Source organism: Alistipes sp. CAG:268, assembly GCA_000434235.1.
GTDB lineage: Bacteria > Bacteroidota > Bacteroidia > Bacteroidales > Rikenellaceae > Alistipes > Alistipes avistercoris.
Window position 1 is genome coordinate 19,847 of record FR892016.1, and the last position, 13,123, is coordinate 32,969.

Consider the following 13,123-nt stretch of genomic DNA (forward strand, 5'->3'; position numbering starts at 1 on the left):
GTCCGTTGATTATCAATGTGTTGTGCGAAACTTTTGCATGCTTGCGAACCGAAACTCCGCCTCGGTCACTTCACGGCCGTGTAGAACAGGTCGAAGCACTCTTCGCCGACCGGGCCGATGCGGTAGTCGTCCATGCGGATCGAGGTCGTGAGGTCGGTATTCTGCCGGAGCAGCCTGCGGCGGTTGAGGCGGTTGAGCAGGTCGTAGGGCAGTTGCAGCATCCAGCGGGGCAGGCGGTGCTGCAGGTCGAGCAGATCGAAGCGCGTGATGCGCTCGACCGAACGTCGGTTCTCCTCGTAGTAGTCCATGACCTTCCCGTTGCCGAAGACCCCGAGCGCCTCGACCTCGGAGAACGGACCGAGCAGCAGCCGGCGCAACTCCTCGGGCGTGTATTCGCGCACGTGCCACGGGTTGCGCGTCAGCGACATCGGGGCGTTGGGCGTCGTCACGAGAAACCGCCCTCCGGGCCGGAGGACACGGTGTATTTCGGCGACGAATGCTCTATCGTCGCGGATGTGTTCGATGACCTGGAACGAGATCACCCAGTCGAACGAGGCGTCGCGAAAGGGCAGGGGAGGCACCACGGCCTCGAGGAACGTGACGTCCCCGCGTGCGAGCAACTCCTCCTGCGGGCGGTGCTTGTCGATGGTGACGAACCGCCGGGCGTGCGGTGCGACGAGTTCGATGCCGTACCCCGATCCGGTGCCGATTTCGAGCACCTCGCCGCCGATGCGTTCGGCCGCGGCACAGTAGGCCAGCCGCGAACGCTGGAAGACGAAGTTGTCCGAGGCCTCGACCGAGACCCGTTCCGCGGTGTTAATCTTCGCCATGGCCTGCGTTGGTTTCGATTCCGCCCTCCGTCAGTGTTACCTCGCCGCTGCGCAGCAGCATGCCCAGCGAGCGCTTGAATACCTTCTTGCTCATCTGCACCGTGCGTGCGATCTCCTCGGGCGAGCTGTCGTCGTTGAGCGGCAGCCTTCCGCCGTGCTCGCGCAGGATGCGGAGCAGCTCCTGCGCCGAATCCTTCACCTGCGCAAATCCCGTCTGCTGGAGGCTGATGTCGATGCGGTTGTCCTCGGTGATGCGGCGGACGTATCCCGTCAGGGCGTCGCCTACGGCCACCGGGCGGAAGAGCTGGTTGTTGTATATCATGCCCCAGTGACGGTTCTCGACCACCACGCGGTATCCGATCTCGCTCTGCGAGGCGACGACGATCCGCACCTGCTGGTGGGGGCGTACCGTGATGACCTCGTTGTCGATGAACCCGCGCAGCTTCATCGTGGCCACGCAGCGTCCCGTGACGTTGTCCTCGTAGAGATAGACCACGTAGCGGTGCCCGACCACCACGCCTCCCTGCTGGTTGCGGTTCGGCAGGAAGAGGTCCTTGCCGTGCAGGCCCCAGTCGAGGAAGGCCCCGTGCTGGGTCTTGTCTACCACGCGCAGCGCCCCGACCTCGCCGACCTGCAGCAGCGGGCGTTCGGTCGTGGCCACGAGCCGGTCCTCCGAGTCGTGGTATACGAACACCTCCTTTGCGTCGCCGGTCTTGTCGGCCAGCGAGGTGTAACGGTTCGGCAGGAGCACCTCGTTGTGCTCCTCGTCGGCCAGGTAGAGTCCGTAGTCGGAGGTCCGGCTGACGGTCAGGGTCTGAATGCGTCCGGCTTTGATCATCTTTTTCGTCGTCGTTTGCGGGGGTAACCCCTCCGGGCTGCAAAATTACGTTTTATTTCGTGCGAATCCAAACCCGCCGGGGTGCGATTCCGAAAAACGGCGCGGAATTTGGCCGTGCGGCCGAAAACCGCTAATTTTATTCCCCCGGAGCACGGGCCGTCGCTCCGCGCCGCAGCCCGTGCCGCCCGACCTCCGCCGTGCGGGGTGGGCCCTGAAGTGCGCGGAGCGGCAAAAACCGAAGCCTATGGAAATGCGTATCGCCGTCTGCCAGACGGACATGGAGTGGATGAACCCCGAGCGGAACCTCGAGCGGCTCGAGCCGCTTGTTGCCGGAGCCGGGGCCGACCTGGTGCTGCTGCCCGAGATGTTCGCCACGGGCTTCGTGCTCCGGGCCGCGGAGGCGGCCGAACCGGACGGCGGTCCGATTGCCGCGACGCTGCAGCGCTGGGCACGCCGTTACGGATGCGCCCTTGCCGGGAGCCTCGCCGTCTCGGAGAACGGCCGCTTCTTCAACCGCATGCTCTTCGTCTACCCGTCGGGCGAGTGTGCCCGCTACGACAAACGCCACCTCTTCGCCCCGGGCGGCGAGGCCGATGAATATACGCCCGGCGACCGCCGCGTTGTGGTCACCTACCGCGGCGTGCGCTTCCTGCTGCTGGTCTGCTACGACCTCCGCTTTCCGGTCTGGAGCCGCTCGCGCGACGACTACGACGCCATCCTCTGCTGCGCCTCGTGGCCCGCATCGCGCCGCGACGTCTGGCGTACGCTGCTGCGTGCCCGGGCCATCGAGAACCAGTGCTTCGTGGCCGGGGCCAACCGCACGGGCCGCGACCCCGTGTCGCTCTATTCGGGCGATTCGGTGCTGCTCGACTGCCGCGGCCGGGCACTTGCCGAGGCGGGGTCTGATCCCGCGACGCTCGTCTCGTCGTTCGACCTCGGGGCGCAGCGCCTTTTCCGCGAGAAATTCCCCGCCTGGCGCGATGCCGATGACTTCCGCCTGCTTCTCTGATTGCGCCTCCTTGTTTTTCCCCGCCGAAAGTCGTATCTTTACGCGCTGATTCGCACCGCAGGCTCCGGGGCCCGAAGCCCCGCCTTTCGCGGTGCGGCCGACCGAACACGATGGAAGATACGATCAAGATATACGGAGCGCGGGTGCACAACCTCAAGAACGTCGATCTGGAGATCCCGCGCCGCAAACTGGTGGTCATCACGGGCCTCTCGGGCTCGGGCAAGTCCTCGCTGGCCTTCGACACGATCTATGCCGAGGGGCAGCGCCGCTACATGGAGACGCTCTCGACCTACGCGCGGCAGTTCGTGGGGACGATGGAGCGCCCCGACGTCGATAAGATCACGGGGTTGAGCCCCGTGGTGGCCATCGAGCAGAAGACCACCAACAAGAACCCCCGCTCGACCGTGGGCACCGTCACGGAGATCAACGATTTCCTGCGTCTGCTCTACGCGCGTGCCTCGCGGGCCTATTCGCCCGTCACGGGCGAGGAGATGGTCCACTACTCCGACGACCAGATCGCCGACCTCATCCTCGGGGGCTTCGACGGGCGGCGCATCGCGCTCATGGCCCCGGTGGTCAAGGGCCGCAAGGGCCACTACCGGGAGCTCTTCGAGTCGCTGGCCAGAAAGGGCTACATCTACGCCCGCATCGACGGCGAGATCCGCGAGATCACGGCCGGCATGCGCCTCGACCGCTACAAGATCCACACGATCGACCTGGTGGTGGACCGCCTCCAGGTCTCGGCCGACGCGCGCGACCGGCTGATGACCTCGCTCAAGGAGTCGATGCGCCAGGGCAAGGGCACGATGGCCGTCTACGACTACGGCACCGGACAGCAGCGCTTCTACTCGCGCCACCTGATGTGCCCCTCGACGGGCGTGGCCTTCGAGGACCCGGCGCCGCACACCTTCTCGTTCAACTCCCCGAAGGGGGCCTGCCCCCACTGCAACGGACTGGGCGAGGAGGCGGTCTTCGACCTGGCGAAGATCGTTCCTGACCCGCAGCTTTCGCTGCGCGAGGGGGCCGTCGAACCCCTGGGCAAATACCGCAACAACCTGCTCTTCGCCGAGCTGGAGATGCTCGGCCGGCGCTACGACTTCACGCTCGACGACCCGATCTCGAGCTTCTCGGAGGAGGGGCTCAATGCCGTGCTCTACGGCGACTCGGAGCCGCTGACGGTCGATCTCTCGGAGTTCAGCTCCTCGGGCGGCCGCCAGTTCCTGCAGTGGGAGGGCGTCGCCGAGTACATCGGCCGCACCGAGGACGACGATTCGAAGCGCGGCCAGAAGTGGCGCGACCAGTTCCTCGTCTACCGCACCTGCTCGGTCTGCGGCGGCTCGCGCCTGAAGAAGGAGGCGCTCCAGTTCCGCGTTGCGGGCAAGAACATCGCCGAGGTCTCGGCCCTCTCCATCTCGGAGTTCGCCGGGTGGATCGCCACGGTCGAGGAGCAGATGAGCGACAAGGAGCGCCGCATCGCGCAGGAGATCCTCAAGGAGATCCGCGAGCGGCTCCGCTTCCTGCAGGATGTGGGGCTGGGCTACCTTTCGCTCGCCCGCTCGTCGCGTTCGCTCTCGGGCGGCGAGAGCCAGCGCATCCGCCTGGCCACGCAGATCGGCTCGAAGCTGGTCAATGTCCTCTACATCCTCGACGAGCCCTCGATCGGCCTTCACCAGCGCGACAACCGGCGGCTGATCCGCAGCCTCGAGGAGCTGCGCGACGCCGGCAACTCGGTGATCGTCGTCGAGCACGACGAGGACATGATGCGCGCCGCCGACTTCATCGTCGATGTGGGCCCCCGCGCCGGCCGCAAGGGGGGGCGTATCGTCGCCTCGGGGAGCTTCGACGACATCCTCCGCTCCGACAGCATCACGGCCGACTACCTGACCGGCCGGCGGCGGATCGAGATTCCCGCCTCGCTGCGCCCGGGCACGGGCGAGCGGATCGTCATCCGCGGGGCCCGGGGCAACAACCTCAAGGGGGTCACCGCCGAGTTCCCGCTCGGCAAGTTCATCTGCGTGACGGGAGTCAGCGGCTCGGGCAAATCGACGCTCGTGAACGAAACCCTGCGCCCGATCCTTTCGAAGGCGCTCTACCGCTCCTACGACCAGCCGCTGCCCTACGATTCGGTCGAGGGCATCGAGCACATCGACAAGCTGGTCGTTGTCGATCAGTCGCCCATCGGACGCTCGCCCCGCTCCAATCCGGCGACCTATTCCAACGTCTTCTCGGACATCCGCAAACTCTTCGAGATGACCCCCGATGCCCAGATCCGGGGTTTCAAGGCGGGCCGCTTCTCGTTCAACGTCAAGGGCGGACGCTGCGAGGAGTGCCGCGGCGCCGGCGTCCAGACCATCGAGATGAACTTCCTTCCGGACGTCTATGTCCGCTGCCGGGCCTGCGGCGGCCACCGCTACAACCGCGAGACGCTCGAGGTGCGCTACAAGGGCCGCAACATCGACGACGTGCTCAACATGACGGTGAACATGGCCGTGGAGTTTTTCGAGAACATCCCCTCGATCCACCAGAAGCTGCGTGCAATCCAGGAGGTGGGGCTCGGCTACCTCACGCTGGGCCAGCCCTGCACGACGCCCTCGGGCGGCGGCGAGCCCTGCGCGCCGCTCTCGGGCGGCGAGAGCCAGCGCATCAAGCTCTCCGCCGAGCTGTCGAAGCGCGATACGGGCCGCACGCTCTATATTCTCGACGAACCGACGACGGGCCTCCACTTCGAGGATATCCGCCTGCTGCTCGACGTGCTCAACAAACTCGTCGATCGCGGCAATACGGTGATCGTCATCGAGCACAACCTCGACGTCATCAAGGTGGCCGACCACCTGATCGACATCGGTCCCGAGGGGGGAGCGGCCGGCGGCCGGATCCTCGTGGCGGGCACGCCGCACGACGTGGCGCAGTGCCCGGAGAGCTATACGGGCCTATTTCTCAAACAAATGGGGCTTTAGCGCGATTCGGGCACCGGATTTGCTTTTCATGGCCGTACACAAACTTATGAGCTATGAAAAGAACAATCATTATCTTGCTGGGGCTGCTGTCGTGCATGGCCGTCCTCTCCGTGATCGGGCAGAAGAAGGTGCTCTCGCCGAAGGAAGAGCGCCGCGAAGTCCGCGAGAAGCGGCGTGCCGAGCGCATCGCCAACTACACGAAGTCGATGGACTCGCTCGTGCTGTCGCGCAATTTCCAGTTCAATCCGCAGACGATGCAGCGCCAGCCGGCCGGCCCGATGCGTCAGATTATGAACCCCGAGTTCAGCGTGGGCGTCTGGGACGGTACGGTGGATGTCTGCCTGCCCTACGTGAAGGGGTATGTGGCTCCCTATTACGTGACGGTGCTCAACTACACGCTGCCGAGCGTCCAGGGCTATACGGCCGAACAGACGCACGAGGGGTGGATGGTGACCTTCTCTTCGTCGATGTTCACCGCCTCGACCTATACCTTCACCTTCGAGATCTTCACCCGCACGGGCGGCGCCAACCTGACGATCACCAATCCGTGGTACAACCCCGTGCAGTACACCGGTACGATCTCGCAGCTCTACTGACCGCCTGCGGGACCGTTGCTTCGGGCGGGCGTCCACTCCCGACTCCACACGTCCCGTCCGGTGCCGCCCGCGGGTTTTGCCCGAAACGAAAGCCGCCCCGCATCTGTGCGGGACGGCTTTATATATAGGAACTCCCCGTTCCGGTCAGGGTCGGAAGATCAGCGCCACGGCCGATACCGACACCCCCTCCTCACGGCCTTCGAATCCGAGCCGTTCGGTGGTTGTCGCCTTTACCGATACGCGGTCCACGGCAACCCCCATCGCCTCGGCCATCGCTGCGCGCATGGCGTCGATGTGGGGGCGGAGTTTCGGGCGCTGCATGCGGATCGTGCAGTCGATGTTTCCCACCTCGTAACCCCGCTCGCGGAGCAGGGCGACCACCCGCTGCAGCAGGATCTTCGAGTCGATGCCCTTGAAATCGTCCGACGTGTCGGGGAAGTGGAGCCCGATATCGCCCAGCGCCGCGGCACCCAGCAGGGCGTCGCATACGGCATGTATCGCCACGTCACCGTCCGAGTGGGCGACACATCCTTTCTCGTGGGGAATCTCGATGCCCCCCAGTACTAGCCGCAGCCCCTCCCTGAGGGCATGCACGTCGTATCCGTGTCCGATTCTGAAATCCATTGCGAAATCGTGTCCTTTTTTTCGGTAAAGGTATGCAAAAAATCCGTAAATCGGCTTCCGGAGAGGAAATGATGCAAAAAAAATGCGGCGAGGTGTTGTGTGGATATTAATTTTTTGTATCTTTATCGAGGTTTTGCATTTCGAATTGAAAGAAAACCGAACCTAAAACTTCAAGAACGATATGAATACCGATCTGAATCCCAATCCGCTCGTACGCTTTCTCGGAAAGCCGTGCTGCGACTTCACGCGTGCCGATCTGATCCGTTATGTCAAGGAGAACGGCATCGAGATGATCAATCTCCGTTACCCGGGGGCGGACGGGCGTCTGAAGACCCTGAATTTCGTCATCAACGACGAGGCCTACCTGGAGAGCATCCTCACCTGCGGCGAGCGGGTGGACGGTTCGAGCCTCTTCCCCTATATCGAGGCGGGTTCGAGCGACCTCTACGTTGTGCCGCGCTACCGCACGGCCTTCCGCAACCCCTTCAGCGAAATCCCCTCGCTCGACATCCTGTGCAGCTACTACACCAAGGACGGCGAGCCCTTTGACATGGCTCCCGAGCAGGCGCTGCGCCGTGCACACGAAGAGTTGCGCCGCGTGACGGGTTTCGATTTCCACGTCATGGGCGAACTGGAGTTCTATGTCGTCAGCCCGAAGGAGGATCTCTTCCTTGCGGCCGACCAGCGGGGCTACCATGAGTCCACGCCCTTCAACAAGGCGGCCGAGTTCCGCATGCGCGCCATGCAGTACATCGCCCAGGCGGGCGGCGAGATCAAGTACGGCCACTCGGAGGTGGGCAACTTCACGCAGGAGGGACTGATGTACGAACAGAACGAGATCGAGTTCCTGCCTACCGACCTCGAGGCTGCGGCTGACCAGCTGCTCGTCGCCAAGTGGATCATCCGCACGCTGGCCTACGAGTACGGCGTCGATGTCACCTTCGCCCCGAAGATCACCGTCGGCAAGGCCGGCAGCGGCCTCCATATCCACACGCGCCTGATGCACGACGGCCGCAACGCCATGACCAACGCCGACGGCAGCCTCTCCGAGGCGGCACTGAAGGCCATCGCGGGCTACCTTTCGCTCGCTCCTTCGCTCACGGCCTTCGGCAATACGAATCCGACCTCCTATTTCCGCCTTGTGCCGCACCAGGAGGCCCCGACCAACATCTGCTGGGGCGACCGCAACCGCTCGGTGCTCGTGCGCGTGCCGCTGGGCTGGAGTGCCGGCGCCAACCGCATGGCCTGCGATGCCAACCCGCACGAGGAGCCCTCGTCGCTGGACGTGAACCTCAAGCAGACCGTCGAGTTCCGCTGCCCCGACGGCTCGGCCGACATCTACCTGCTGCTGGCGGGTCTGGCCGTTGCTGCGCGCCACGGCTTCGAGATGGAGAACGGGGTGCAGTATGCCCGCGACCGCTACGTCGATGTGAACATCTTCGACGACCGCAACCGCGAGGTGCTCGAGCGCCTGAGCCAGCTCCCGGCCTCGTGCGAGGAGTCGGCCCGGCGCCTTTCGGAGCAGCGTGCCGTCTACGAGCGCTACGGCGTCTTTCCCCCGCGCCTGATCGACGGACTGGTCGATCGCCTTGCTTCCTTCCGCGACGCACACCTGCGCGAGGAGCTGGGTGGCGACGAGTCGAAGATCAAGGCCCTTGTCGATACCTATTTCTACTGTGGCTGACAGCCTTGCTGCGGCTGACTCCTCCCAACGGCCGCAGTACATGATCGGAATCTCCGTGTGAAAGCGGTGATTCCGATCTTTTTTCCTATTTTTGTGCCGGACAAAACAAAAATAAAACCGATTGGATCATCCGTTTTACGTTTGATTCATGAAGATTTGAAACTTTACTCTTTTTTGAAGTATGGGAAGAAAATCACTGTATCTGGAGAAGATTTTCATGTGGTTTTGTATCGGTGTGTGTTGTGTGGCATTTTCTGCCTGTACCTCTGAGAAAGCCGAATTCGACGGACCGGGCGGCGACGGCTGTCTGCAACTCACCTTCTCCCGGGTTGCGACACGGGCGGATGTGGCGCAGGACGGCTCCGGCGATTTCGTCGAGGGCGACCGTATCGGTCTCTATATCGACAACGGCGCCGATGTCAGCTACCGCCAGCTTACGCTGACCGGCGGTCAGTGGCTGCCTCTTCTCAAACGGTCGGAATTCGGCAGCGGAAGGCTGAACCTGTCGGCCTGGTATGCCGGCGGAAGCGAACTCTCGACCGGACAGACCGAGGGCGTCCCGTTCCGTATCGCATCGGACCAGAGCGGGGAGGGGCATGCCGCCTCCGACCTGTTGTTTTCGCGCCTGACGCTCGAAGAGGGTGTATACCGGGGTGATTTCACCTTTGCTCATGCCCTGCACCGCGTGACGGTGGTTCTTTCGGGCAATACGGACGGCGCAGGGATTGCTGTGCGCAGCAAACTCGACGGAACACTTGATCTGCTCAGCGGCGAGGCCCGGGTATCCGACGGCGATTTCGGCTGGATCGAACCCCGCCGCAATGCCGACGGAAGTTTTGAGGCGATCATCTTTCCGCAGCCGGCTTCGCCCTACCGGGCGGACGAGGGGCTGCTGAAGATCTCCGCCAACGGCAAGGAGTCTTTCTTCAAGGCTCCGGAGCAGCTGAACGACGGCTCGGAACTGGTCGATTTCGTTCCGGGCAAGCAGACAACCGTCCGCCTGTCGGTGAAGGGCGACGGTTCCGAGTGGGCCGGCAAGAAGTGCTGGGTTTACGGGATCACGCCTTCCGAAGAGGGCGATTGGCTGCAGCTCTATCCCGATCTCTATTGGACCTATTACCTCCCGTGGAAGCCGGAGTACGGCTGGTATGATTGCAACAAGCGTAATCCTACGGCAAATCCGGACGGAGTGCCCGACGGCATGTTGTGCTGGGCTGCGACGGCTTCGAACCTCATGCACTGGTGGATCGCCCAGAACAAGGAGTATATCGATCTCTACGGCGATCGCTATACGGGCCCCGACTATGCGTATCCGCTTGATAAGCCGCAGGAGAGCGACATTTTCCAATGCTTTATCGATTCGTTCTACGACGAGGCCGGCTACGGCGATGCAGGGGTGAACTGGTTCATCCACGGTATCGAGCCTTCGGCTCCTCTTTTGAGAACCCCCAAAAACAAGGCAGGCTATTTCAAGGAGGTCTTCCCCGAAGGGGTCAAACTTTCCCAAAATGTGGGCGGTTTGAGCCGTGAGAATTTCAACAAGGTTATCAAGGACGCGCTGACCAACAAGAAGGGGTTGGGGCTGACCATCGGAGCGGTCCGCACGGGCCATGTAGTGACAATGTGGGGAGCCGAGTTCAACGACGAGGGTGATGTCTCCTATATTTACATCGCCGATAACAACGACCGCAATCAGTACGGGCCCTACAATGTCGGATGCATCCGTCTGCGGATCGTTTATGTCACTTTGCCTGGAACTACGGCAACCACGACGCACTACAGCAATGACTATATCGGTTCGGAGGACGTGACGTTTCCCATCAACCGTCTGTTTACCGTTTCGCTGGGTCAGGAGTATTGGAAGGAGTACCTGCATCTGTGATGCATGCTTCGTTCCGGATGGAATACGGCTTTTCCGGGGCCGGGCGGAGAGCATCCGTCGAACCGGCTGTAATGTATAACCAAAAAAAGTGAAAGAACATGAAAGTTTCATATTTTGCATTCATGGCTGCGGCCATGTGGGCCTGCTGCGGCTGCAGCAGCGAGAAGTCGGGTGACAAACCCGTTGCCGACGCAAAGATCGGCATCCGTACCTCGATTCTGGACCGCAGCGAGATGCGCACACCCTCCCTCGACAGCAACGGCAGCGGGTCGTTCGCCGACGGGGACCACTTCTCGCTGCTTGTTTCCGACGGAGCCGACGGCCTGCTCGATTTCGATTACGAGACGGGCGTCACGCAGCTCTACTGGAAGGATGTAACGTTCGCCTCCTCGCCCGAGAAGGTGCATTTTGCGGCCTGCTACCCGAAGCGGGACCTCTCCGGAGCACAATTCGCCTTCGACCTGGAGACGGAGGCCGACAAGGACCTGTTGCTGGCCCGCACGGCCGACGTGCCTGCAGGAACGACCGCTCCGGTCGATCTGACCTTCCGTCACGCCATGCACCGTCTGGTGGTGACCTTCACGGATGATTCCGATGTCGATACCGAGAGCGTCCAGACCGTATGTACGGCCCGTTCGGCCTGCACGGTCGATCTGCTCGACGGTACGTTGAAGACCGACGAGGGCCGCAAGGCCTCCTTCTCCGCCCGGGGCAAGTCGGTCTTCTTCTTGCTCGTGCCCCAGAAGACTTCGGATGTGGAGTTCGAACTCCGGTTCGACGACCGGACCTGCCGGGTTCCGCTGAGCGACCATGCCGGCTCGCACGACGAACTGCTTGGCGGCATGCAGCTCCATGTCGAACTGACGCTCAAGGAAGGGCGCGTCGAGATCGGCAAGACAACGATCGAAGGGTGGGGCGACCAGGGTACGGTCGAGGGTGAAATCATCCTCTGATCCTCCCTTCCGGCCGGCACTGGAAATCCGTCGGGATTCCGGTGCCGGGCCATCTTCCGCAAGGGCTGTGCGGGTGCGGCTTTTGGCCCGCCCGAGCCGGTTCGCCGGCTGAATCCGATCATCATCGCATGAACCCATAAAACCAATCTGCTATGTCATCCATCACCTCTCTCGAACCGCGCATCGTCTGGGAACAGTTCGATGCCATCACGCAGGTTCCGCGCCCCTCGAAGAAGGAGGGCCGGATCATCGACTTCCTGGTGGCGTTCGCCGAGCGCCACGGCATCGAATACCGCAAGGATGCGACGGGCAACGTCGTCATGCGCAAACCCGCCACCCCGGGCTTCGAGAACCGTCCGGCGGTCATCCTCCAGTCGCACATGGACATGGTCTGCGAGAAGAACTCCGACGTGGAGTTCGACTTCGAGCACGACGCCATCCGTACCCGCATCGACGGGGAGTGGGTCAAGGCCGAGGGCACGACGCTCGGCGCCGACTGCGGCATCGGCATGGCCGCCGCGCTGGCCGCGCTGCTCGACCCGTCGGTCGAGCACGGACCCCTCGAGGCGCTCTTCACGGTCGATGAGGAGACCGGCCTCACGGGTGCTTTCGGACTGGGCGAGGGAATGCTCACGGGCACCTACCTGATCAACCTCGACTCCGAGGACGAGGGCGAGCTGTTCATCGGCTGCGCCGGCGGCATCGACACGCTGGCCACGTTCCGCTATACGACCGTTGCGGCCCCTGCCGACCACCGCTTCTTCCGCGTCCGCGTCTCCGACCTGCAGGGCGGACACTCGGGCGACGACATCGACAAGGGACGAGTCAATTCGAACAAGACGGCCGCCCGCCTGCTCTGGGAGGGTTGGCAGCGCTTCGCCCTGCGCCTGAGCCGCTTCGACGGCGGCAACCTGCGCAATGCCATCCCGCGCGAAGCCGAGGTCCTCTTCGGCATCCCCGCCTCCTGCGAGGCTGCATTCCGCAGCTGGTTCGGGGAGTTTGCCGCCGAACTCGGCGCCGAGTTCCACCTCCGCGAGCCGAATTTCCGCATCACGCTCGACGAGGCTGCCCCGGCCCCCGTGCTCGACGAATCGGCCCAGCGGGCCCTGGTGCTGGCCCTGGTCGGTGTCCCGAACGGCGTGCTCGACATGTCGTTCGCCGTGCCGGGCCTGGTCGAGACCTCGACCAACCTCGCCTCGGTGAAGTTCGAGGGCGACGACCGCATCGTGGTCACCACTTCGCAGCGCTCGTCGGTCGAGAGCGCCAAGCGCTATGCCATGCAGGCCGTCGAGTCGGTCTTCGCGCTGGCCGGCGCAGAGGTCGTCCACTCCGACGGCTATCCGGGCTGGGCTCCCGATCCCTCGTCGCGCCTGCTGGCCGTCACCGTTGCGGCCTACGAGCGCCTCTTCGCCACCACGCCGAAGGTCCGTGCCATCCATGCAGGCCTCGAGTGCGGACTCTTCCTTGAGAAATACCCCCACCTCGAGATGGTCTCCTTCGGGCCGACGCTCCGCGGCGTCCACTCGCCCGACGAGCGCCTCGAGATCGCCACGGTGCCGAAGTTCTGGGACCTGCTCAAGGAGACGCTCCGTACCCTCTGACGCGCGCCGCAAGCCATGTTCCGCGCGCCGCTTCTCGTGCTTTTGGTGCTCTTCGCCGGATCGGCTGCGGCCCAGTCGCCCGATGACGACGAATACTACCCCTATGCCGGGCGCGAGGAGCGGAGGGAGCTGCTGACAACCGTTTCGAC

10 protein-coding genes are annotated in these 13,123 nt (G+C 63.5%); 7 read left to right on the forward strand and 3 right to left on the reverse strand.

Going from position 1 to position 13,123, the window contains the following annotated elements:
- Positions 1-65: 65 nt before the first annotated feature.
- Positions 66-830: a class I SAM-dependent methyltransferase gene (locus QZL63_RS09290; protein ID WP_022309037.1), complete on the reverse strand. Its 765-nt coding sequence runs from the start codon at positions 828-830 to the stop codon at positions 66-68.
- Positions 817-1,668, reverse strand: coding sequence for a CvfB family protein (locus QZL63_RS09295; RefSeq protein WP_022309038.1), 852 nt, complete (start codon positions 1,666-1,668; stop codon positions 817-819). Before QZL63_RS09295 ends, QZL63_RS09290 begins: the two co-directional genes overlap by 14 nt.
- A 244-nt stretch (positions 1,669-1,912) precedes the next feature.
- Between QZL63_RS09295 and QZL63_RS09300 the strand changes: the two genes are divergently transcribed.
- The 3 genes from QZL63_RS09300 (at position 1,913) to QZL63_RS09310 (ending at position 6,230) form a co-directional block, all read left to right on the forward strand.
- Positions 1,913-2,677 (forward strand): nitrilase-related carbon-nitrogen hydrolase, encoded by a 765-nt coding sequence (locus tag QZL63_RS09300; protein ID WP_022309039.1) that lies wholly within the window; start codon positions 1,913-1,915, stop codon positions 2,675-2,677.
- A gap of 110 nt (positions 2,678-2,787) precedes the next feature.
- Entirely contained in the window at positions 2,788-5,634 is a 2,847-nt protein-coding gene (gene uvrA, locus QZL63_RS09305; protein WP_022309040.1) for an excinuclease ABC subunit UvrA, read from the forward strand.
- 53 nt (positions 5,635-5,687) lie between these two features.
- A complete protein-coding gene (locus QZL63_RS09310) occupies positions 5,688-6,230 on the forward strand; it encodes a DUF4251 domain-containing protein (protein WP_290586687.1) in 543 nt (180 codons plus the stop codon).
- Positions 6,231-6,374: 144 nt separating this feature from the next.
- On the opposite strand, the gene ispF is transcribed toward QZL63_RS09310, so the two are convergent.
- Positions 6,375-6,854 carry a 2-C-methyl-D-erythritol 2,4-cyclodiphosphate synthase gene (gene ispF / locus QZL63_RS09315; protein ID WP_022309042.1) on the reverse strand — a complete coding sequence of 160 codons (480 nt, stop codon included), beginning with the start codon at positions 6,852-6,854 and terminating at the stop codon, positions 6,375-6,377.
- 181 nt (positions 6,855-7,035) lie between these two features.
- Here ispF and QZL63_RS09320 point away from each other — a divergent pair, with 181 nt between their 5' ends.
- The 4 genes from QZL63_RS09320 to QZL63_RS09335 all read left to right on the forward strand — a co-directional run bounded on the left by QZL63_RS09320 (position 7,036) and on the right by QZL63_RS09335 (position 12,974).
- On the forward strand, positions 7,036-8,538 hold the full coding sequence (locus QZL63_RS09320; RefSeq protein ID WP_022309043.1) for a glutamine synthetase family protein: 1,503 nt from the start codon (positions 7,036-7,038) through the stop codon (positions 8,536-8,538).
- A 346-nt stretch (positions 8,539-8,884) separates the two neighbouring features.
- A complete protein-coding gene (locus tag QZL63_RS09325) occupies positions 8,885-10,420 on the forward strand; it encodes an IdeS/Mac family cysteine endopeptidase (protein WP_290586689.1) in 1,536 nt (511 codons plus the stop codon).
- Between the two features lie 98 nt (positions 10,421-10,518).
- Positions 10,519-11,373, forward strand: coding sequence for a fimbrillin family protein (locus QZL63_RS09330; RefSeq protein ID WP_022309045.1), 855 nt, complete (start codon positions 10,519-10,521; stop codon positions 11,371-11,373).
- 152 nt (positions 11,374-11,525) lie between these two features.
- Positions 11,526-12,974 carry an aminoacyl-histidine dipeptidase gene (locus QZL63_RS09335; RefSeq protein WP_022309046.1) on the forward strand — a complete coding sequence of 483 codons (1,449 nt, stop codon included), beginning with the start codon at positions 11,526-11,528 and terminating at the stop codon, positions 12,972-12,974.
- Positions 12,975-13,123: the final 149 nt, after the last annotated feature.

Coding starts and splice junctions, on each gene's coding strand:
- QZL63_RS09290 (WP_022309037.1), bottom strand. CDS start 830: ATGGCGAAGATTAACACCGCGGAACGGGTCTCGGTCGAGGCCTCGGAC.
- QZL63_RS09295 (WP_022309038.1), bottom strand. CDS start 1,668: ATGATCAAAGCCGGACGCATTCAGACCCTGACCGTCAGCCGGACCTCC.
- QZL63_RS09300 (WP_022309039.1), top strand. CDS start 1,913: ATGGAAATGCGTATCGCCGTCTGCCAGACGGACATGGAGTGGATGAAC.
- uvrA (WP_022309040.1), top strand. CDS start 2,788: ATGGAAGATACGATCAAGATATACGGAGCGCGGGTGCACAACCTCAAG.
- QZL63_RS09310 (WP_290586687.1), top strand. CDS start 5,688: ATGAAAAGAACAATCATTATCTTGCTGGGGCTGCTGTCGTGCATGGCC.
- ispF (WP_022309042.1), bottom strand. CDS start 6,854: ATGGATTTCAGAATCGGACACGGATACGACGTGCATGCCCTCAGGGAG.
- QZL63_RS09320 (WP_022309043.1), top strand. CDS start 7,036: ATGAATACCGATCTGAATCCCAATCCGCTCGTACGCTTTCTCGGAAAG.
- QZL63_RS09330 (WP_022309045.1), top strand. CDS start 10,519: ATGAAAGTTTCATATTTTGCATTCATGGCTGCGGCCATGTGGGCCTGC.
- QZL63_RS09335 (WP_022309046.1), top strand. CDS start 11,526: ATGTCATCCATCACCTCTCTCGAACCGCGCATCGTCTGGGAACAGTTC.